This window comes from Agreia sp. Leaf283 (assembly GCF_001422485.1).
Taxonomy (GTDB): Bacteria; Actinomycetota; Actinomycetes; order Actinomycetales; family Microbacteriaceae; genus Agreia.
In genome coordinates this window covers 718,947-737,557 of sequence record NZ_LMNF01000002.1, presented here as the reverse complement: position 1 = coordinate 737,557, position 18,611 = coordinate 718,947, and the positions used below count along the sequence as shown (strand labels likewise).

General features: G+C 68.2%; 22 protein-coding genes. 10 read left to right on the top strand and 12 right to left on the bottom strand.

What is annotated here, in order from left to right; all coding sequences use genetic code 11:
- Positions 1-37 precede the first annotated feature (37 nt).
- The 3 genes from dapE to ASF51_RS18765 all read left to right on the top strand — a co-directional run bounded on the left by dapE (position 38) and on the right by ASF51_RS18765 (position 2,601).
- Entirely contained in the window at positions 38-1,141 is a 1,104-nt protein-coding gene (gene dapE / locus ASF51_RS12295; RefSeq protein ID WP_055929909.1) for a succinyl-diaminopimelate desuccinylase, read from the top strand.
- Complete coding sequence (locus tag ASF51_RS12290; protein ID WP_055929906.1) at positions 1,138-2,349, top strand: mannosyltransferase family protein; 1,212 nt, start codon at positions 1,138-1,140, stop codon at positions 2,347-2,349. The genes dapE and ASF51_RS12290 overlap by 4 nt, the downstream gene beginning before the upstream one ends.
- Positions 2,350-2,427: 78 nt before the next feature.
- Entirely contained in the window at positions 2,428-2,601 is a 174-nt protein-coding gene (locus tag ASF51_RS18765; RefSeq protein ID WP_078714890.1) for a DUF3117 domain-containing protein, read from the top strand.
- A gap of 91 nt (positions 2,602-2,692) precedes the next feature.
- Here ASF51_RS18765 and ASF51_RS12285 read toward each other — a convergent pair whose 3' ends face one another.
- Complete coding sequence (locus tag ASF51_RS12285; RefSeq protein WP_055929904.1) at positions 2,693-3,325, bottom strand: O-methyltransferase; 633 nt, start codon at positions 3,323-3,325, stop codon at positions 2,693-2,695.
- A 77-nt stretch (positions 3,326-3,402) separates the two neighbouring features.
- Here ASF51_RS12285 and ASF51_RS12280 point away from each other — a divergent pair, with 77 nt between their 5' ends.
- The gene (locus ASF51_RS12280; RefSeq protein WP_055929901.1) at positions 3,403-3,792 is read left to right on the top strand and encodes a twin-arginine translocase TatA/TatE family subunit; all 390 of its coding nucleotides are present in this window, start codon (positions 3,403-3,405) and stop codon (positions 3,790-3,792) included.
- A 30-nt stretch (positions 3,793-3,822) separates the two neighbouring features.
- Entirely contained in the window at positions 3,823-4,050 is a 228-nt protein-coding gene (locus ASF51_RS12275; RefSeq protein ID WP_055929898.1) for a hypothetical protein, read from the top strand.
- A 25-nt stretch (positions 4,051-4,075) separates the two neighbouring features.
- On the opposite strand, the gene ASF51_RS12270 is transcribed toward ASF51_RS12275, so the two are convergent.
- The 5 genes from ASF51_RS12270 to ASF51_RS12250 form a co-directional block, all read right to left on the bottom strand.
- A complete protein-coding gene (locus ASF51_RS12270; RefSeq protein WP_055929895.1) occupies positions 4,076-4,810 on the bottom strand; it encodes a hypothetical protein in 735 nt (244 codons plus the stop codon).
- Positions 4,811-4,880: 70 nt separating this feature from the next.
- Positions 4,881-5,156 (bottom strand): hypothetical protein, encoded by a 276-nt coding sequence (locus ASF51_RS12265; protein ID WP_055929892.1) that lies wholly within the window; start codon positions 5,154-5,156, stop codon positions 4,881-4,883.
- Between the two features lie 106 nt (positions 5,157-5,262).
- On the bottom strand, positions 5,263-6,441 hold the full coding sequence (locus ASF51_RS12260) for a P-loop NTPase (protein WP_369797314.1): 1,179 nt from the start codon (positions 6,439-6,441) through the stop codon (positions 5,263-5,265).
- A complete protein-coding gene (locus ASF51_RS12255; protein WP_055929885.1) occupies positions 6,434-6,976 on the bottom strand; it encodes a DUF1003 domain-containing protein in 543 nt (180 codons plus the stop codon). The genes ASF51_RS12260 and ASF51_RS12255 overlap by 8 nt, the downstream gene beginning before the upstream one ends.
- Positions 6,963-8,312, bottom strand: a complete 1,350-nt coding sequence (locus tag ASF51_RS12250; RefSeq protein WP_055929882.1) for a magnesium transporter MgtE N-terminal domain-containing protein — start codon at positions 8,310-8,312, stop codon at positions 6,963-6,965. The genes ASF51_RS12255 and ASF51_RS12250 overlap by 14 nt, the downstream gene beginning before the upstream one ends.
- 47 nt (positions 8,313-8,359) lie before the next feature.
- On the opposite strand from ASF51_RS12250, the gene ASF51_RS12245 reads away from it, so the two are divergent.
- Positions 8,360-8,845, top strand: a complete 486-nt coding sequence (locus ASF51_RS12245) for a general stress protein (protein ID WP_235497230.1) — start codon at positions 8,360-8,362, stop codon at positions 8,843-8,845.
- A gap of 13 nt (positions 8,846-8,858) precedes the next feature.
- Here ASF51_RS12245 and ASF51_RS12240 read toward each other — a convergent pair whose 3' ends face one another.
- Positions 8,859-10,322, bottom strand: coding sequence for an aminopeptidase P family protein (locus ASF51_RS12240; RefSeq protein WP_055929878.1), 1,464 nt, complete (start codon positions 10,320-10,322; stop codon positions 8,859-8,861).
- Between the two features lie 56 nt (positions 10,323-10,378).
- Here ASF51_RS12240 and ASF51_RS12235 point away from each other — a divergent pair, with 56 nt between their 5' ends.
- Together ASF51_RS12235 and ASF51_RS12230 are read left to right on the top strand one after the other, a co-directional pair.
- Complete coding sequence (locus tag ASF51_RS12235; protein ID WP_055929875.1) at positions 10,379-11,017, top strand: hypothetical protein; 639 nt, start codon at positions 10,379-10,381, stop codon at positions 11,015-11,017.
- Positions 11,014-11,613 (top strand): hypothetical protein, encoded by a 600-nt coding sequence (locus tag ASF51_RS12230; protein ID WP_055929872.1) that lies wholly within the window; start codon positions 11,014-11,016, stop codon positions 11,611-11,613. Before ASF51_RS12235 ends, ASF51_RS12230 begins: the two co-directional genes overlap by 4 nt.
- Positions 11,614-12,166: 553 nt before the next feature.
- Here ASF51_RS12230 and ASF51_RS12225 read toward each other — a convergent pair.
- The gene (locus tag ASF51_RS12225; RefSeq protein WP_055929869.1) at positions 12,167-13,447 is read right to left on the bottom strand and encodes a hypothetical protein; all 1,281 of its coding nucleotides are present in this window, start codon (positions 13,445-13,447) and stop codon (positions 12,167-12,169) included.
- A 51-nt stretch (positions 13,448-13,498) separates the two neighbouring features.
- On the opposite strand from ASF51_RS12225, the gene ASF51_RS12220 reads away from it, so the two are divergent.
- Entirely contained in the window at positions 13,499-14,368 is an 870-nt protein-coding gene (locus ASF51_RS12220; RefSeq protein WP_055929866.1) for a PHP domain-containing protein, read from the top strand.
- Between the two features lie 12 nt (positions 14,369-14,380).
- Here ASF51_RS12220 and ASF51_RS12215 read toward each other — a convergent pair whose 3' ends face one another.
- Positions 14,381-15,775, bottom strand: a complete 1,395-nt coding sequence (locus ASF51_RS12215) for a DEAD/DEAH box helicase (protein ID WP_235497229.1) — start codon at positions 15,773-15,775, stop codon at positions 14,381-14,383.
- A 267-nt stretch (positions 15,776-16,042) separates the two neighbouring features.
- Here ASF51_RS12215 and ASF51_RS12210 point away from each other — a divergent pair, with 267 nt between their 5' ends.
- Positions 16,043-16,756, top strand: coding sequence for a ferritin-like fold-containing protein (locus tag ASF51_RS12210; protein ID WP_055929860.1), 714 nt, complete (start codon positions 16,043-16,045; stop codon positions 16,754-16,756).
- Here the strand turns inward: ASF51_RS12210 and kynU are convergent.
- From kynU to ASF51_RS12195, 3 genes are read right to left on the bottom strand one after another with little or no spacing between them, the layout of a single operon-like run.
- The gene (gene kynU, locus ASF51_RS12205) at positions 16,746-17,966 is read right to left on the bottom strand and encodes a kynureninase (RefSeq protein ID WP_055929857.1); all 1,221 of its coding nucleotides are present in this window, start codon (positions 17,964-17,966) and stop codon (positions 16,746-16,748) included. The genes ASF51_RS12210 and kynU overlap by 11 nt on opposite strands.
- Before the next feature lie 6 nt (positions 17,967-17,972).
- Positions 17,973-18,275, bottom strand: coding sequence for a hypothetical protein (locus tag ASF51_RS12200; RefSeq protein ID WP_055929852.1), 303 nt, complete (start codon positions 18,273-18,275; stop codon positions 17,973-17,975).
- A 3-nt stretch (positions 18,276-18,278) separates the two neighbouring features.
- Positions 18,279-18,503 carry a DUF3107 domain-containing protein gene (locus tag ASF51_RS12195; protein ID WP_055929849.1) on the bottom strand — a complete coding sequence of 75 codons (225 nt, stop codon included), beginning with the start codon at positions 18,501-18,503 and terminating at the stop codon, positions 18,279-18,281.
- Positions 18,504-18,611 lie beyond the last annotated feature (108 nt).

The window sequence follows — 18,611 nt, the reverse complement described above, 5'->3', positions numbered from 1 at the left end:
CCCACCCTCGACGGCGTCGGCATCTAGGCTTGGAGGCATGACGGATTCCGCTCCCGCCCCGCTCGTGTTCCTCGATCTCGGCGCCAGCTCGATCGAGTTGACCAGACAGCTCTGCGACATGAGGTCGGTCTCCGGGGACGAGACGGCCATCGCCGACGCCATCGTCGCGAGCCTGAGCGGATCGCGTCACCTCGAGATCCATCGAGACGGAGACACCGTCGTCGCCCGCACGACGCTCGGTCGGCCGTCGCGGGTCGTCATCGCCGGTCACATCGACACCGTTCCCATCAACGACAACCTTCCGACCCGCTACGAGGGCGACTACCTCTGGGGCCGCGGCACGGTCGACATGAAGGGCGGGGTCGCCGTGCAGCTCAAGCTCGCAGCGGAGCTCACCGAGCCAGCCGTCGACATCACATGGATGTGGTACGACAACGAAGAGGTGTCCTCCGAGCTCAACGGCCTCGGCAGGCTCGCCAGGAACTCACCCGAGCTGTTCGAGGGAGACTTCGCGATCCTCGGCGAACCGACGAACTCCCTGATCGAGGGCGGCTGCAACGGAACGCTGAGGGCGGAGATCCGCACGCGGGGCCTGCGGGCGCACTCGGCACGCAGCTGGGTCGGCGAGAACGCCATCCACGCGCTCGCACCCGTTCTCGCGACGCTGGCGGCCTACGAGCCGCGCCAGGTCGAGGTCGAGGGACTCGTCTATCGCGAAGGTCTGAACGCCGTGGGCATCTCCGGCGGCGTCGCGGGCAACGTGATTCCGGATGCGGCGGTCGTGGAGGTCAACTACAGATTCGCGCCGTCGCGCTCCGGAGCGGAGGCCGAGGCCCACATCAGGCAGGTCTTCGCCGGCTTCGACGTGACGATCGTCGACGTCGCTGAGGGCGCGCGTCCCGGACTCGACGCCCCCGTCGCCCGCCGGTTCATCGACGCCGTCGGCGGGGAGCCGCTGCCCAAGTACGGGTGGACGGATGTCGCCCGCTTCTCGGCCCTCGGCGTTCCCGCCGTCAACTACGGGCCGGGAGACCCCCTGAAGGCGCACGCCGACGACGAGCGCGTGCTGCTCAGCCAGATCACCGACTGCGAGAACGGTCTGCGGCGCTGGCTCGCCGGAACAGCGTCCGCCGCCGAATGATCACCCGCAGGCGCGCGGCGCTCGTGCGCTACCGGGTTCTGCCCTGGTGGGCGCGGGTCTCGCTGATCTATATCGCGGCGCGAATCGTCAGCACCGTCATCATCCTGGCGATCGCCGCCGGGCAGGGCGCGAATCCGTGGACGGGCGCGCATCCGGGGTATTTCGATTTCGCGACCATCTGGGATGGCCACTGGTACTTCATCGTGGCCGTGACGGGATACCCCGACCAGCTTCCGATGACCGCCGACGGCCACGTCGGTGAGAACGCGTGGGCCTTCATGCCTGTGTACCCGTTCCTGGTGCGCGGCCTCATGATCGTCACGACGCTCTCCTGGCCCGTGGTGTCGGTCGCGGTCTCGGTCATCGCCGGACTCGGTGCGGCGCTCGTCTTCTTCAAACTGATGGCGCATGTGCTGTCGGATGCGCGTACCGCGATGTTCTCGGTGGTGCTGTTCTGCGTCGCGCCGGTGTCGGCGCTCTTCCAACTGTCGTACGCCGAGTCGCTCCACACGTTCCTGCTCGTCCTGGCCCTCTACCTCGTCGTTCGGCGCCGGTACGGGTGGCTGGTTCCGGTCATCGCTGTCATGGCATTCACGCGGCCGTCGGGCCTCGCGTTCGCGCTCTTCCTCGGTCTGCACGTGATCGTGCGCTTCGCCACGCGCACCCGCGAGCCGTTCCCGTGGCGCGAGAGGATCGTGGTGAGCCTCATCGCCGTCTTCAGCGCGATCATGGGCCTGGCCTGGCCGGCGATCGCGGCCCTCGTCACGGGAGACGTGACGGCCTATACGGACACCGAACTGGCCTGGCGTTCGGCCTACATCGGCTACCAGCACCTGGTTCCCTTCGCGCCCTGGTTCCAATCGGCGAACTGGTGGCTCAACTCGCAGTCCGGTTTCCCGGTCGGGGGACTCGTCGTGGTGCTTCTGATCGTCGCCTTCGCGCTGAGCCTCCTGATCGCCCCGGTGAGGCGACTCGGCGCAGATCTGCGCATCTGGGTGCTCAGCTATGGCGTGTACCTGCTCGCCGTCTTCTTCCCGCAGTCGAGCACCTTCCGCCTGCTGATGCCGATGTTCCCGCTTCTCGGAGCGGTCGCGCAGCCGAAGTCCCTGATCTACCGGGTGGCGATGGTGTGTGTCTTCATCGCCGCGCAGGCCGGCTGGCTGCTGCTCTGCTGGGGCGTCGACGGGGCGGACTGGACACCCCCGTAAGCGATCCGCACCGGCACGGGTGCGGCGGAAGCGTCGCGAAATAGCGGATAATAGAAGTTCACGACGAAAGGGAGCCGCATGGCCGCCATGAAGCCCAGGACCGGAGACGGACCAATGGAGGCTGTCAAAGAAGGACGCCTCATTATCGTGCGAGTGCCACTCGAAGGAGGGGGTCGCCTCGTGGTTTCGGTGAATGATGCCGAGGCGAAGGAGCTGCACGATGCTCTCGCGGGAGTTGTAACCCCCGCCTGATCCTGGCCGCGTCGAACCAGGCGCACCACGAATCGAAGCTCGGCGGCTGGTCCGACGGGAGAACGGGTTCTGAACCCGCTCTCCCCGAAGGTCAGTCGCCGACTTTTGTTATCTGGAGCAGCCCGTCACCCGCAGGAGACAGGGCGACGAGAACGGCGCTCGACTTCGACAGCTCGGTGATGAGCGTGCGGAAATCGGTGGCCGTGTCGTCGCGTTGCGCGGGGTCGGCAACGCGATCCCGCCACAGGGCGTGGGGAACCGCGACCGTTCCACCCTTGCGCACGAGTCGAAGCCCGTGCTCGACGTACTCGATAACCGAGTCGGTGTCGGCGTCGATGAGAACGAGGTCGTAGGAGTTCTCGTTCATGCGCGGCAGCACGTCGACCGCCCGCCCGGCGATGAGGCGGATCCTGTTCGAGGGGATGCCCTCCGCGAGGAAGGCGGCGCGTGCGGCCTGCTGGTACTCGACCTCGGTGTCGATCGACGTGATGGACGCCTCGGGCGCACCCCGCAGCATCCAGAGCCCCGACACGCCCGCGCCCGTGCCGACCTCGATGATCGACATGGCGCCGGATGCCGCGGCGAGCACGCCGAGTTGCGCCCCGATGGCGGGCGACACCGGATCGATGCCCAGTTCGAGCGAGTGCGCGCGGGCCTGCGCAAGCCCAGCCGGCTCCAGGACGACGTCCTCGGAGTACTTCCAGTTCATTTCTTTACCTGACACGTCACTCTCCTCCGGGCAAGCATAGGTACTGGGGGCCCTGTCAGCCGCGAGCCACGCGGCGGAGGTAGTCTGTCAGGGTGTTCAACGGGTTGTCGTTCGAGAAGCTGCTGCTCGTCGGCGTCATCGCCGTGTTCCTTCTCGGCCCCGACAAGCTGCCGAGCTACGCCGCCAAGCTGGGCCGCCTCGTTCGCACACTGCGCGACTACGCCGATGGGGCGAAGGTGCGCATGAAAGAGGAGATGGGCCCCGAGTTCGACGAGGTCGACTGGAAGAAGCTCGATCCGCGGCAGTACGATCCGCGGCGCATCATCCGTGAGGCCCTGCTCGACGACGCGCCCGCCGCTGCCGCACCCGTGGTGAAACCGGTCTCCCGGCCCGAGCCCGCGTACATCTCGCGCAAGAAAGACGCCGTGCAGTCGGATGTGCCGCAGGACCAGTCCACGCCGTACGACTCCGAATCCACCTGATCAGTCGTCTCGCCGCGTTAGATTGGTGTTATGACAAGCGACGTCGACGGCACCGATACGGTCACCGCACTGTTCTCCGGCGACGACGATCTGGTCGTGACGCAGGACACGGTGACGGCGGACTGGACCTCGTCGCCCTGGACGCTCGCGCTGCTCGTGCTCGTCGGTTGCGTCGCCGTGACCGCGCTCTTCGGCGTGGTGATTCCCGTTCTGGCGGACCTCGTCCTCGGGTGGATCCCCTTGGTCTTCGTGCTCTGATCCGCTGAATCGGCGGGGAGCGGCCTCAGCGAGGCCCTCCGCCCAGATCGAGCGAGCCGTCCGGCCTCCAGATGGCCCTCATGGCCGACGGCACGACGCCGGTCGAGCCGTCTGCTGAGATGCTGGGCATCTCGCCCGACCATTCCAGCCTCACGCCGGTCGAGGGGAACTCGTCGATCGTGACGCACGACATGGCGAAGGAGCTGCGCGGCTGCACGGCGAAGAGGCACACCATGTTGGCGGCGTTGCGACCGATGAAGAGCTCGAAGAACGGGTCGCCGATCGCCCGGATCGACTCACCGATGACTGTTCCCGGCAACGCCTGGTCTGGCAGATCTGCGGCGGCCTGCGGGCGGTCGAAGAGAGCGAGCGCGCCGCTGCTGTCGACGAGGGGGCGCGACGTCGTCGGCTCGCTCACGACGTCTGCGGGGGAGCCCGCGTACAGGCCGACGGCGACTCCGACGGCCAGCGCGAGAATGACGGCCGTGACGAGGCGCGCGATCGCCCGGCGGGGTGCGTGCTCGGCGTGCTCGGGCAGGTCGTCGGATGCCTCGGGTGCGGTTGCGGGGGCCGGCGGTGCGGGACCGGTGTCGGCGGCCTGGCCGGCGGGCGTGTCGGATGCCTCGCGAAGACGACGCGAATCGAGCAGCTGCAGCTGGCGAGCGGCGGCGCGGGCGTCGGACGACTCGCTCGAGGCGGAGAAGACGCGACGCTGGAGCTCGCGCCTCTGCGCGTCGATCGAGGCCTGGTCGTCGTTCACCTCTGCCCCTCTCGCAAACGGGAATGCGACCATACTCGCACGCCCGCGTGAACCTCGGGCGGGCGCCCGATCAGAACGTGATGCGCCACAGATATTCCGAGCCGTCGGGACGGAACCACCGCACGACGACGATGCCGCGACGAGGCAGCTCCTGGCCCGCCACGGTGAGCCTGACCTGCTGGCCCGGATCGAGCACGAGCGGGGCGGTCGTGCGCAGGAGACCGGCGCCGAGAAGACTGAACGACAGGGCCGTGAGGCGTTCGGGGCTGCGATTGGTGAGCACAAGGGAGTGCCGGGCGCTGCGCCTGGAGATGGCGAAGGGAACGGGATACGCGACGTCGATCATGCGGGCAGGCTAGGTGCAGCGACCGACGCCGGAGTCCTCTGCGGGCCCTCGGCGCGGCGTGCTGTGGACGGATCGCTCGACCGAGGTGCGGGGGAGGAGGAGCCGCTCAGCGCGGCGAGACTCCCAATCGTCGTCCAGCCAGCTGTCGGCCTCGGGTGGCGATCACCTCGGCGACCGAGATGATCGCTGCGCTGGCCGGGTCGGACGGGTTCGCAAGGACCAGGGGTTCTCCCGTGTCGCCGCCCCGGCGCAGTTCGAGGCTCAGGGGCACGGATGCGAGCAGGGGCACCGGCGACTCCTGGCCCTGCGACAGGCGTCGGGCGACCTCGGCTCCTCCGCCGGATCCGAAGAGGTCGAGCACCGATCCGTCGGGCTGCGTGAGGGGCCCCATGTTCTCGATGACGCCGAAGATCCGCTGGCCGGTCTGCCTGGCGACGATGCCGGATCGCTCCGCGACGTCCGCTGCTGCGGGCTGAGGTGTCGTCACGACGATGACCTCGGCGTTCGGAAGAAGCTGACCGATGGAGATGGCGATGTCGCCGGTGCCCGGCGGGAGATCGAGGAGCAGAACGTCGAGGTCGCCGAAGAACACGTCGGTGAGGAACTGCTGGATCGTGCGATGAAGCATGGGCCCGCGCCATGCGACGGCTCCGCCCGACGCGCCCGACCCGGGGGCCGAGTCGATGAACATGCCGATCGAGATGACCTTCACGTCGCGGCCCACGGGCGGGAGGATCATGTCGCCCACGCGCGTGGGCTTCACCGCGAGACCGGTATCGTCGACGAGGCCGAGGATGGCCGGGATCGAGAACCCGTAGACGTCGGCGTCGACGATGCCCACCCGCAGTCCGCGGGCGGCGAGAGCGACCGCGAGGTTCGCGGTGATCGTCGACTTGCCGACACCGCCCTTGCCGCTCGTCACGGCGTAGATGCGGGTCAGGGAATCGGGTCCGAATTGCACGGTGCGCTGAGCGCGCGGCCCCCGCAGCTTCTCGACGAGCGCGCGTCGCTGGTCCGACGACATGATCGAGACGTCGACGTCGACCGTCGTGACGCCCTGAACGCCGGACACGGCGTCTCGCACGTCGCGCTCGATCGTGTCGGCAGCAGGGCATCCGATGATGGTCAGTCTCAGGTCGACCGATGCGTGTCCCGTGTCGTCGACCGAGACGGCCCCCACCATGTCGAGCTCGGTGATGGGCTTGCGGATCTCGGGATCGATCACGCGCGTCAGCGCCTGCCTGACGGCGAGGTCGAGCCGCGGCGCGTCGACCGTCTCAGGCACCGGGCGATCCGGCGGCACGGCGACCATCGACATCCGATTCGGCGTCTCGATCGAGTTCGTCGAGGAACGCGCGCAACTCGGTGCGGATGAAGTCCTTGCTGGCGAGGTCCTTCATCGCGAGTCGCAGGGCCACCACCTCTCGCGCCAGGTACTCGGTGTCGGCGAGGTTGCGCTCGGCTCGCTGTCTGTCCTGCTCGATCTGCACCCGGTCGCGGTCGTCCTGCCTGTTCTGCGCGAGCAGGATCAGCGGCGCGGCGTAGGAGGCCTGCAGAGAGAGGATGAGGGTGAGCGCCGTGAATCCGATCGCGGCATCGTCGAAGCGCAGGCCCTCGGGCGCGGTGGTGTTGTAGAACATCCAGGCAACCACGAACAGGGTGAGGATGACGAGGAACCACGGAGTTCCCATGCCGCGGGCGATGGCCTCGGTTCCCCGGCCGAAGCGGTCGCGACTCTGCCGGTTGCGACGGGGGATGACGTTGCTGCGGAGGCCCTTGGGCGCGTCGAGACGGACGTCTGAGCGGTTATTGCGTGCCATTGCCGGCCCTCCTTCGTGCGCCTATGCGTACTGGTCTCTTCGTGGGAACGGGAACTGTTCCGAGGCGTTCGGGAAAACGCGTCGGGGTGCGTTTCTGGTCGTCGCCGTCGTGACTTCGCCAGTCATCGGGCAGCAGGTAGTCGAGGACATCGTCAATGGTCACCACCCCGACGAGTCGGTGGTTGTCGTCGACGACCGGAACGGACACCAGGTTGTAGCTGGCCAGGATGCGCGACACCTCGGCGGCCGAGGTGTCGGCCGTGACGGGGTCGAGGCTCGAGTCGAGCAGTGTGCCCAGTCGCTCGTGCGGGGGATAGCGGAGCATGCGCTGGAAGTGGACCATGCCGAGGAATCTGCCCGTCGGCGGTTCGTAGGGCGGAAGGGTGACGCAGATGGCCGCTCCCAGCGCCGGAGCCATCTCCTGGCGGCGGATGAGGGCGAGGCCCTCGGCCACGGTGGCGTCGGCCGAGACGATGATGGGCTCGGTCGTCATCAGACCACCGGCCGTGTCGGGCTCGTACGACAGCAGCATTCGCACGTCGTCGGCCTCTTCGGGCTGCATGAGGCTGAGCAGCGCCTCTCCGCGCTCGCCCGACAGCTGCGCGATGAGGTCGGCCGCGTCGTCGGGCTGCATCTGATCGAGCACGTCGGCCGCGCGGTCGTCGTCGAGCTGGCCGAGGATCTCGACCTGCTCGCTCTCGGGCATCTCTTCGAGCACGTCTGCGAGGCGTGCGTCGGGAAGCTCTTCGGCCACCTCGAGCATGCGGGCCTGCGGCAGGTCCATAAGGGTCGATGCGAGGTCGGCCGGCTTGAGATCGGAGTAGGTGGCGATCAGCTGTTCGGCGGACTGCGCCTCGCCGCCCTTGGTCTGTTCGACCACCTCGCGCCACTGCACGAACGATGTGGCGCCCTTCGCGAACGGCGAACCACCCGTCTTGGGACGACGCACGAAGAGCTGCGCCACCTGCCATTCGCCGGGACCGACCTCCTCGATCGCCACGTCTTCGACGGTGGCTTCGCCGCTGCCGTCGTTGAAGTCGAGTTTGCGGCCGAGCATCTCGGCGATCACCCGCACCTCGCCACCGCGCTGCTCGAAGCGGCGCACGTTGATGAGCCCTGTCGTGATGATCTGACCGCTGCCGATCGACGTCACACGCCCGATCGACAGGAAGACCCGACGCTTGCCCGGGATCTCGACGATGAGGCCGACGACACGAGGGGACTCGGTCCTGCGGTAGACCACGAGCACGTCACGGACCTTGCCGAGGCGGTCGCCGGCGGGGTCGAAGACGGTGCACCCGGCCAATCTGGCGACGAAGACTCTGGTGGCACTCACCTCTCTAACTTAGACCTTCATCAGGGCAGCCATGGGAGGATGGGCAGGTGAGCAATCAGAAGCCCTTCGGCGGCCGTGCCCCCAGCGATTCCGCCACGATCCCCCGGGGAGAGATCGTCGCGAGCTACGAGTCCTACGGCGAGGCCCAGGCAGCCGTCGACACGCTCGCGCACGCCGACTTCCCGGTGGCGGAGGTGTCGATCGTGGGCAACGACCTCAAGAGCGTCGAACGGGTGATCGGCAAGCAGAGCTACGCCCGGGCGGCGATCTCCGGCGCGTTGAGCGGCCTGTGGCTCGGCCTGTTCTTCGGCTTCTTCCTGGTGATCCTGTCGCCGACCGCGACATCGCTCCCGTTCATCGCCGCCGCGAGCCTCATCGGCGCCGGATTCGGGCTGCTGTTCCGCATCGTCACCTACTCGATCTCGAGGCGTCGCCGCGACTTCACCTCGACGATGCAGGTGATCGCGACCAGCTACTCCCTCGTGGTGAGCCCCGACGTCGCCAACAAGGCCCGCAACGTGCTCGAGCGCTGACGCGCCCGCCTTTCTACGAGAGCGACGCCATCCACGCCTCGACGTCGTCTGCCGTGCGGGGGATGCCTGCGGACAGGTTCTCGGCTCCGTCGGCGGTCACGAGGATGTCGTCCTCGATGCGCACGCCGATGCCCCTGAACGACTCGGGCACCGTCAGGTCATCCGGCTGGAAGTAGAGACCCGGCTCGATCGTGAAGACCATGCCGGCCTCGACGACGCCGTCGAGGTACATCTCGCGGCGCGCCTGGGCGCAGTCGTGCACGTCGATGCCGAGGTGGTGGCTCGTTCCGTGCACCATGTAGCGGCGGTGCTGCTGGTTGTCGGCCTCGAGCGCCTCCTCCGCGGTGACCGGCAGGAGTCCCCACTCGGCCGTGCGACGGGCGATCACGCCCATCGCCGTGGCGTGGATCTCCCGGAACCGGATGCCGGGTCTGACGATCGCGAAGGCCGCATCGGCGGCCTCCCGAACGGCCTCGTAGATGTCGCGCTGAACGGGGGAGAAGGTTCCGGAGATGGGCAGGGTGCGGGTGATGTCGGCCGTGTAGAGGCTGTCGAGCTCGACGCCCGCGTCGAGCAGCATGAGATCGCCCGGCAGCACGGGGCCGTCGTTCCTCGTCCAGTGCAGCACGCAGGCATGCGGTCCGGATGCGGCGATCGTGTCGTATCCCACCGCGTTGCCGTCGGCCCGGGCGCGGGTGTTGAACACGCCCTCGACGAGGCGTTCGCCGCGCTCGTGCGACGAGATGCGCGGCAGGTCGCGGATGACGTCGTCGAAGCCGCGTGCGGTCGCGGCGACCGCCTGGCGCATCTGCTCGATCTCGAACTCGTCCTTCACCAGGCGCAGTTCGGACAGGTCGCGGGCGAGGGCCGCGTCGAGCTCGTCGTCTGTTCCCTGCACCAGGTCGCCGGCCGCCTCACGAACCAAGAGTGTCGACGAATCCGCGGCCTCGCGCACGGCCTCGAAGTCGGCGATGCCCCTGGTGTCGATGCCGAGGTCTCCGGCCACCTGGGCCAGCGACGGCCGTGGACCGATCCAGAACTCGCCGATCTCGGAGTTCGCGTAGAACTCGTCGGAGTCGCGACCGGCGCGTTCGCGGAAGTACAGCGTCGCCGCATGTCCGCCGTCAGGGATGGGCGCGAGCACGAGCACGGCGCCGGGCTCGCTGTCGGAGCCCCAGGCCGTGAGCCACGAGAACGCCGAGTGCGCGCGGAACGGGTAGTCGGTGTCGTTGGAGCGCTGTTTGCGGTCGCCCGCGGGGATGATGAGGGTCTCGCCGGGGTGGAGGGCGGAGATCGCCGCCCGACGCGCGGCGGCGAAGGATGCCTCGGGCCGGGCCGGCGGGATGACGTCGGTGCGATCGGCCCAGCCGCTGGCGATGTAGTCCCGGAACGTCGTCGATCCGGGGGTCGTGCTCCTGTTGCTCGCTGCGGGGGTCTCGGGTGCGTCTGTCGTGTCAGTGTTCTGTGCGTCGGCCATCCATCCATTCTGCGCCCTTCTCCACCCCGAATTCGTGTGCCGACTATGTTGGAGCCATGCCCGAGGCCCGCGATCGCATTCCGTCGCGCCTTCTCGACCTCGCGGAGCGACTGACGCCGGCCGTCTACGTGGTCTCGGCGGCGGTCGTGGTGGTCGGCGCCGTGGCCGGATTCGGCGGGCTGGACACCGTGGCGAAGGCACCCGTGGCCCGGGCGGACGCCGGTCAGGTCGTCGCCGGAAAGCAGCTCGACGTGTCGGTCGAGGACGCCTGGCTCGCCGACGGCTTCGACCCCTATTTCGAACCCGAGCCCGGCAACCGCTTTCTCGCCGTGCGGGCGGTGATCACCAACGTGTCGGACACTCCTGTGAGCACGGTCGACGACAACGTGCTGGTCGAGGGCCTCGAGGGGACGGCGGGCGAGCCGCAGGCCGACCAGGTGATCAGGCTAGGAGAGTCGTCGTCGAGCCCCGTGCTTCAGCCGTTCGTCGAGCAGGAGGTCGTGCTGCTCTGGGAGATTCCGGCATCGGAACGCCAGGAGGGCTCGCGCATCACGGTGCGGGTGCTCGACAAGACGCTCAGGGAGGGATTCCTCTTCGATGCCTCCTGGTCGGATCCCATGGTCACAGCCGAGATTCCGCTGACGCTCGGTGATCGCGGACTCCAGTACGTGACACGCGACGAGGTGACACCGTGAGCCGCCGGATCCGCGTGACGCGGAGGGCGATCCTGTCGACGCTGACTGTCGTCGTCGCCCTGGCGGCGACGGTGGTGGTCTACGGCATCACACCGCACGGCGACGACATCAACGCGCCCTTCAACGAACGGGGCGCCCTGGGAGACGTGTTGACGGGGCGAACGCTCACCGGTTCCGTGACCTCTGTGCGCCTGGCGTCGAGCTTCGACGCGACAGAGGTCGGCGAGGAGTGGACGGGACCGACGACGGGCACCTGGGTCGTCGTCGAGGCCGAATTCGCGGCTACTGTCGAGCCGTCGTCGCTCTACAGGCCAACCCTCACCATCGGCGACGCGACCTACTACGCCACCGAGCGCCTGTCGCTCCTCACCCTCGACAACTCCCTGATGCGACCCGGCATTGCCTCGCGGGGCCTGATCCTCTTCGAGGTCGCCGACTCCGCGCTCGCGTCGGAGGCGGCCGGCCGAGCCGAGGTCGGCATCAACGCCTCGTACGAATCCATCCTGGACTCGCGGCTGGCCTTCGACGTCGACCTGCGCGGGCTCCCCGTCGAATCGGATGTCGTCGTGTCGCGTCCCGTGGACGTGGTGCTGTGAGCGGCGTCGAGACCGAACCCGTCGCATCCGATCGGTCGTGGTGGCGGCGCAACCGGTGGCCCGTGCTGGCTGTCGCGGTGCTCCTTCCGGGAACCGTGATCCTCACGACGTCGAGCGAGTGGTTCGACTACCAGAACGGCCTCTATTCGCATGCGATCGTGGTCGCCGAAGGAGAGAGCGCCGAGTACGGAGGAACCGACTTCCAGGTCACCGACACCGCGATCGTCCGTGGCGGAACAGACGGGGGAGAGGAGCTCGAACTCGATCCGGACCTCGACCTCATCGTCGCGGTGCTCGATGTGACGCCCGGAGACGAACCGGTGGACTCCTGCGACCTGCAGGTCTCGGCGACGAGCCCCGAGCATCCGGAACGTCGCAGGTGGAATGCCAACGTCGATCTTCCGAGGAAGTTTCCGCCGACGGGTGATTCCCAGACGACCTGCTCCGACACGGAGGGCGAGCCGTATCGTCTGGTCGTCGCGGCCACGATCCCGAGCGGAGCCGCAGAGACCGGCTCGTGGGTCGTAATCGAGAAGCTCGGACTGTCGCCGGACTATCTCGAACTCGAGCTCTCTCCGTCCGAGGTCTCCAGCGCGTCGACGTCGGTCGACAGCTCGTCGAGTGCCGCGTCGGCCGCGCGCGGCGACCTGCGCAGGCAGAAATCGAACGCCACCGCGAGCAGACTGATGCGAACGGGCTCGACGAGAAGATCGATGAGAAAGCCGATCGGCTGATCCGTCGCCATCCACCATCGATACGGATGGGGGCCGATCGCCGCGTAGATGCCGGCCAGAACCCAGTCACCTACGCTGACCCACAGGGCGTAGGCGAACACGTAGACGGCCAGGAACACGATGCCGCCGCGCCAGATGACCCTGGCGCTCATAAGCAGGGGTTTCGCGATCTCGATGGCATCGTCGAACAGCGGCCGGGCCCGACGGGCCAGTGCGACGGGCGCCGATGCCCACCGCGCGCCGAGCACCTGGCTGCGAGGACGCTCGCGGCGGCGCACCTCGACCAGCGAGGTCGCCAGTGAGCGCACGTAGACGACCCCGGCGACGAGCAGCCATGAGAGCGCCAGGAAGACGATCTCGCTGCTCGAATTCCAGACCCAGGATGCGCCGTCCCAGGCGATCTTGAGGGTCAGGGAGTTCTCGACGAGCGTCTGCCTCAGCTCGTCGAGAGACCGGATGAACTGACGGCTGTCGATCCAGTCGGGCACCACGCTGAAGATGTTCGACAGCACGTTCACGGCGATGAAGACCCAGACCGCCTCGAGGTACACCGTGATGATCGAGGTCCAGGCCGGCAGTCTCGACCGCAGGCGTTTGAGCGCGAAACGGCCGACGAACGCGATGATCGCCACTGCGATCGACGCGGGAGTGGCCGTGACGGCGAGCACCGTGTTTCCCGAATCGGCGTAGGTGAAGAAGTTGTCGGATTCGATGGCGAGGCCGGCGTACTTCAGCAGATCCTGTCGCATGAGGTCCATCGCCGAGTACAGGGCGAAGAAGACGAGCACGCTCGAGAGAAGAATGTCGCGGAAACCGAGGGCGCTCTCCTCGACGGAGCCGTCGGTGACATTGCCGCGCGCGAGCCGGGTGAAGGTCGGCATGGAGTCGCGGAGCACGAGGAACATGCCGATGTACGACACCAGCCTCGCGAGGACGGCGATCGGCAGAACGATGAGTCCGAGCGTCGCGTCGATCGCGCCGAGCTCTGCGGCGATGCGGATGACGACCCAGCGAACGATCCACCCGCCGAGGAACCAGAGCAGCAGCAGCGGCCACGAGCGCCCGGCGAGCCTGAGCACCTCTCGCACCGTCGACCTCATGGGCTCATCGTAGCGGCGGGACCGGTTCGCTCGAACTCGTACGATGGGCAGATGGCTTCCGCATTCCCCTCAGGGCCGATCGACCTGCACGCCCACTCCAGCGCATCGGACGGCACGGAGACGCCCGCGAATCTGGTGCGAGCCGCCGCGGCCGCGGGTCTCGGCACAGTGGCGCTCACCGATCACGATTCGACTGCGGGCTGGGAGTCGGCCTCAGCCGAGGCCCGACGTTCTGGAGTCGCCCTGATCCCCGGCATGGAGCTGTCGACGAGGCGGGGCTACGCGAGCATCCACATGCTCGCGTATCTGTTCGATCCCAACAGTGCCGGCCTCGTCGCCGAGACCGCACGCATCCGCTCTGCCCGGCTCACGCGAGCGGAGGACATGGTGCAGGCCATCGGCGCGGACTACGACCTCAGTTGGGACGACGTGCTCGCCCAGACGCAGGACGGCGCGACGGTGGGCAGGCCTCACATCGCGGATGCGCTCGTGGCCAAGGGCCACTCGCTGACTCGCAGCGACGCGTTCGCCGGAATCCTGCACTGGCGGGCGGGCTACTACCTGCCGCACTACGCACCCGATCCGCTGACGGGCGTGGAGCTGATCGTCGCCGCGGGCGGCGTTCCGGTGATCGCGCATCCCGCTACCCGGGGACGCGACGGCGTGGTGACCGAGGACGAACTCGCCCGGCTCGTCGACGCGGGGCTGTTCGGCCTCGAGATCGACCACCGGGAGAACACCCCCGACGGCAAGGAGCGGTTGCGCGAGCTCGCGGCCAAGTTCGACCTCGCGATCACCGGGTCGAGCGACTACCACGGAGCGGGAAAGCCGAACCTGCTGGGCGAGAACCAGACTGCGCCCGAGGTGCTCGAGCGCCTCGTCGAGCGCAGCACCGGCTGGAAACCGGTGCTGCCCGACTGAGAACGATCGCGACTACTCCGCTGCGCGGGGAGTGCGACGACGCGTGCGGCGACGAGGCGCGCTGTTGCCGTCGTGGTGCTCGGGACCGGTTCCCGTGTGCGTGCCGGCTCCGTCTGCAGACGAGGTGCGCGGCGCGTTCGCCGTTCCCGACTCGTGCCCGGTCGACCGCGGCGCGCGGGAGCGGGTGCGAGGCGGACGCGAGTCGCCCGCGCCACGCGGCGACCGGTCTGCGGCGGGCGCATCCGTCTTGGGCGTCGCGGGACGCAGGCGGCCCTTCGTGCCGGCCGGGATGTTCAGGTCGGAGAAGAGGTGGGGACTCGACGAGTAGGTCTCGGTCGGCTCGGGCTGGCCGAACTCGAGGGCGCGGTTGATCAGGGCCCACTTGTGCAGGTCGTCCCAGTCGACGAAGGTCACGGCGATGCCCGTCTTGCCGGCACGGCCCGTGCGGCCGACGCGGTGAAGATACGCCTTCTCGTCTTCGGGGATGGTGTGGTTGATGACGTGGGTCACGTCGAGCACGTCGATGCCACGGGCGGCCACATCGGTCGCGATGAGGATGTCTTTCTTGCCCGCCTTGAACGCGGCCATGGCGCGCTCGCGCTGCTCCTGGTTCAGGTCGCCGTGCACGGCCGCCGCGTTGAATCCGCGGTCGTTCAACTCCTCGACGAGCTTCGCGGCGGCGCGCTTCGTGCGGGTGAAGATCACGGTCTTGCCGCGACCCTCGGCCTGCAGGATGCGGGCGATGACCTCGTCCTTGTCCATGTTGTGGGCACGGTAGATGAGGTGGTTGATCTGGGCCTGCACCTGACCCTCGTCGGGGTCGGTGGCCCGGATGTGGATGGGCTTCGACATAAAACGACGGGCGAGGGCCACGATCGGGCCCGGCATGGTCGCGGAGAAGAGCATCGTGTGCCGCGTCGCGGGGGTCTGAGCGAACAGCTTCTCGATGTCGGCGAGGAAGCCGAGGTCGAGCATCTTGTCGGCCTCGTCGAGAACCATCTCGCGCACGTTGGCGAGGTTCAGCAGGCGCTGGCCGGCGAGGTCGAGGAGACGGCCGGGGGTTCCGACGACGATCTGCGCGCCGGCCTTCAGCTGTTCGATCTGGCCTTCGTAGGCCTTTCCGCCGTAGATCGACACGATGGTCGTGGGGCGGTTCGACGTGGCGAGCACGAGGTCTTCGGTCACCTGCACGGCGAGTTCGCGGGTCGGAACGACCACGAGGGCCTGCACGCCGGCCTCCGGGGTGAGCCCGAGACGCTGGATGAGCGGGAGCCCGAATCCGAAGGTCTTGCCCGTGCCCGTCTTGGCCTGGCCGATGATGTCCTGGCCGTCGAGCGCCAGCGGAATCGTCTGGGTCTGAATGGGGAAGGGCTCGAGGATGCCCTTGCTTGCGAGTGCGTCGGCCATGTCCTGGTCGACGCCTAGATCGGTGAAAGTCACTGTGTGATGCCCTGTCATGAATTATCGGGCTACGCCGCTTGGGGAGAATGGTCGCGGCAGGAGTTCGGACACTGAGGTGGTCTGTCCCCTGCGCGTCGGAGGCCGGCGATGGCGCCTGGCGGGCGGCGTAGACGCCCCGATTTGTGTCAGGGCTTCCCCGAGTTTACTGGATCCGCACCGATAAGGGTGCGTTGGGGCCATGGGCGGGTGCGGCGCGCCGCTAGGCTTACGAGGGTGTTCACGTTTCGCCGGCCCAAGGTGCGCCTCGAGGTGCCCCGCCTGAAGCCTCGCGGTGAGGCGGTTCAACTGCCGCGCGTGAACCTCGCCGAGCTCACCCCGGCCCTCCTTCCCTACCTGGGCCAGGCGGCGTACATCCAGCTCTCGCTCTTCGAGTCCCTGTCGCGAATCGTGACGCAGGCGCCCACCGTGGCGCACAAGGAATCGCTCGGCCCGGCGGCAGGGCAGGCCCTCGACAAGCATGAGCGGCTCGTCGCGGAGATCCGACGGCACGTCGACGACCCGGCCGTGATCATGCAGCCGTTCGCCGCGGCCATCGACGCCTATCGCGAGGTCGTGGCCGGCGGCACCTGGTCGGAGGCGCTGACGAGTCTCTACGTGAGCGCGGGCATCCTCGACGACTTCTTCATCCACCTGGCCGCGGGCCTCGAGAACGGGTCCGGTCCTCGCATGGTGCAGATTCTCGATGCCGAGAGCGGTCGCCAGGCCATCGCCACCATCCTGGCCGACAACATCGCCGCAGACCCGAAGCTCGCCTCGCAGTTGGCCATGTGGGGCCGCCGCGTCGTCGGAGACACCCTCCTCGTCGCGCGGTCCGCGATCCACCACACCGACAACCGCAACTCCGACGAGCAGCGCATCGAACCGGTCTTCACCGAGGTCATCGCATCGCACACCCGCCGCATGGACGGGCTCGGGCTCACCGCCTGACGAGCAGTTCGCGCACGGCCTCGAGGCCGTTCCACAGCTCGACGTGACTCGTCGACAGCGGCGACAGGCCCAGCCGCATGCCCTGCGGCGCGCGGAAGTCGGGGATGACGCCGCGACTCCACAGCTCGGCGGTCATCTCTCTGAACGCCGGATGCTCGATGGTCACGTGACTGCCGCGGCTGCCCGCAAGGCGCGGGGTCGCGACCTCGACACCCCAGGAAGCGGGCCAGTCGTCGACGACCTCGATGGCGAACCCGGTGAGCGTCTCGGATTTGCGACGGATGGCGGGCATGCCCACCTGGTCGATGAGGTCGACCATGTCGCGGAGGGCCTGCATGCCGACGATCGAGGGCGTTCCGCTCAGGAACCTCCGCATGCCGGGCGCGGGGGAATAGCCGGGACCCATGTCGAAGGGTGCGGCGTGGCCCATCCATCCCTGGATCGGTTGCTCGAGGCTCTCCTGCAGCTCGCGTCTCACGTAGACGAAGGCGGGAGATCCCGGGCCGCCGTTGAGGTACTTGTACGTACACCCCACCGCGATGTCGACACCCCAGCCGTCGAGGTCGGTCGGCACGCTGGCGACCGAGTGACAGACATCCCACAGCACGAGTGCACCCGCCGCGTGCGCGAGGCGCGTGAGCGCCGGAACATCGGCGAGGAAGCCCGAACGATAGGCGACGTGCGAGAGCAGAACGAGAGCGGTGTCGTCGCTGAGAACGGCCTCGAGCTCGGGCGCCGTGACACCGCCGCGGGTGTCTGACTCGATCCAGCGCACGACGAGGTCGCGTTCGGCCGCGATCGCCTCGACGAGGTAGCGGTCCGTCGGAAAGTTGTCGGTGTCGACGACGATCTCGCGACGACCGGGCCGGGCATCGACGGCTGCGCGGATGAGCTTGTAGAGAAGCACGGTCGTCGAGTCGCCGACAACCACCTGGCCGGGCGCCGCCCCGAGGGTGACGGCTCCGATGCGATCGCCGAGCGTGAGCGGCAGGTCGAACCACTCCTCGTCCCAGCCCCTGATGAGGCGGGCGCCCCAGGCCTCGGGCACGAACTCTGCGAGTCGCGTCGCGCTGGCCCGGAGCGGGCGCCCCAGTGAGTTGCCGTCGAGATAGGCGACGATGCCGGGGTCGTCCGAACCGACGAACAGATCGCGCCTCGACCTCAGGGGGTCGTGCGCATCGAGCTCCTCGGCTCGGGCGAGCGATGTCATCGAAAGCTAGTTCGCGGCGGTCGACGAGCGGAGAGCGACGAAACGCGCGATGTCGGCGCGTTCGCGGTAGATGCCGATCATCGGATCGGCGATGCCGACCACTGCGGCGGTCACGACAAGGCTGATCACCCAGATCCAGCCGCCGTCCCACGGAAGGCCGGCCCAGGTGAGACCCACCCAGACGACGGCGGCGACCGCGGCTCCGATGGCGGGCACGAGGGCGACCCCGTGGTTCTCACGGTGAGCGAGGCTGTACCTGGCGATGAGGCCGAGGATCGCGCCGCCCAGCGTGATGAAGAGCAGTTCCATGGGCTAGAGAACGAAGCCGACGCGACGTGCCTCTTCGGCGCCGATCTCGACGTAGCTCAGCGTCGCGGCCGGAACGAGGTACACGGTTCCCTTGCTGTCGGTGAGCGACAGGTGCCCCGATGCTCCGGAGAGGACGTCGGCGACGGCCTTCTCGATGTCGGCCGGCGACTGGCTCGACTCGAAGCTGATTTCGCGGGGGGAGTGTGCAATGCCGATTCGAATATCCACCAGGACTACCTTTCACAAATGCTGCGGCCCGCTCTGGGGCCATGCGTCCAGATTAGGACAGAATCCCGGGCGGGCTTGCCGTTCGGCCCGGCCGGCCACTCGCCGAGA

What these genes read in the sequence shown, in the direction of transcription:
- dapE (WP_055929909.1), top strand. Translation starts at nt 38, where the DNA reads ATGACGGATTCCGCTCCCGCCCCGCTCGTGTTCCTCGATCTCGGCGCC.
- ASF51_RS12290 (WP_055929906.1), top strand. Translation starts at nt 1,138, where the DNA reads ATGATCACCCGCAGGCGCGCGGCGCTCGTGCGCTACCGGGTTCTGCCC.
- ASF51_RS18765 (WP_078714890.1), top strand. Translation starts at nt 2,428, where the DNA reads ATGGCCGCCATGAAGCCCAGGACCGGAGACGGACCAATGGAGGCTGTC.
- ASF51_RS12275 (WP_055929898.1), top strand. Translation starts at nt 3,823, where the DNA reads ATGACAAGCGACGTCGACGGCACCGATACGGTCACCGCACTGTTCTCC.
- ASF51_RS12265 (WP_055929892.1), bottom strand. Translation starts at nt 5,156, where the DNA reads ATGATCGACGTCGCGTATCCCGTTCCCTTCGCCATCTCCAGGCGCAGC.
- ASF51_RS12255 (WP_055929885.1), bottom strand. Translation starts at nt 6,976, where the DNA reads ATGGCACGCAATAACCGCTCAGACGTCCGTCTCGACGCGCCCAAGGGC.
- ASF51_RS12240 (WP_055929878.1), bottom strand. Translation starts at nt 10,322, where the DNA reads ATGGCCGACGCACAGAACACTGACACGACAGACGCACCCGAGACCCCC.
- ASF51_RS12235 (WP_055929875.1), top strand. Translation starts at nt 10,379, where the DNA reads ATGCCCGAGGCCCGCGATCGCATTCCGTCGCGCCTTCTCGACCTCGCG.
- ASF51_RS12225 (WP_055929869.1), bottom strand. Translation starts at nt 13,447, where the DNA reads ATGAGGTCGACGGTGCGAGAGGTGCTCAGGCTCGCCGGGCGCTCGTGG.
- ASF51_RS12220 (WP_055929866.1), top strand. Translation starts at nt 13,499, where the DNA reads ATGGCTTCCGCATTCCCCTCAGGGCCGATCGACCTGCACGCCCACTCC.
- ASF51_RS12215 (WP_235497229.1), bottom strand. Translation starts at nt 15,775, where the DNA reads ATGGCCGACGCACTCGCAAGCAAGGGCATCCTCGAGCCCTTCCCCATT.
- kynU (WP_055929857.1), bottom strand. Translation starts at nt 17,966, where the DNA reads ATGACATCGCTCGCCCGAGCCGAGGAGCTCGATGCGCACGACCCCCTG.
- ASF51_RS12200 (WP_055929852.1), bottom strand. Translation starts at nt 18,275, where the DNA reads ATGGAACTGCTCTTCATCACGCTGGGCGGCGCGATCCTCGGCCTCATC.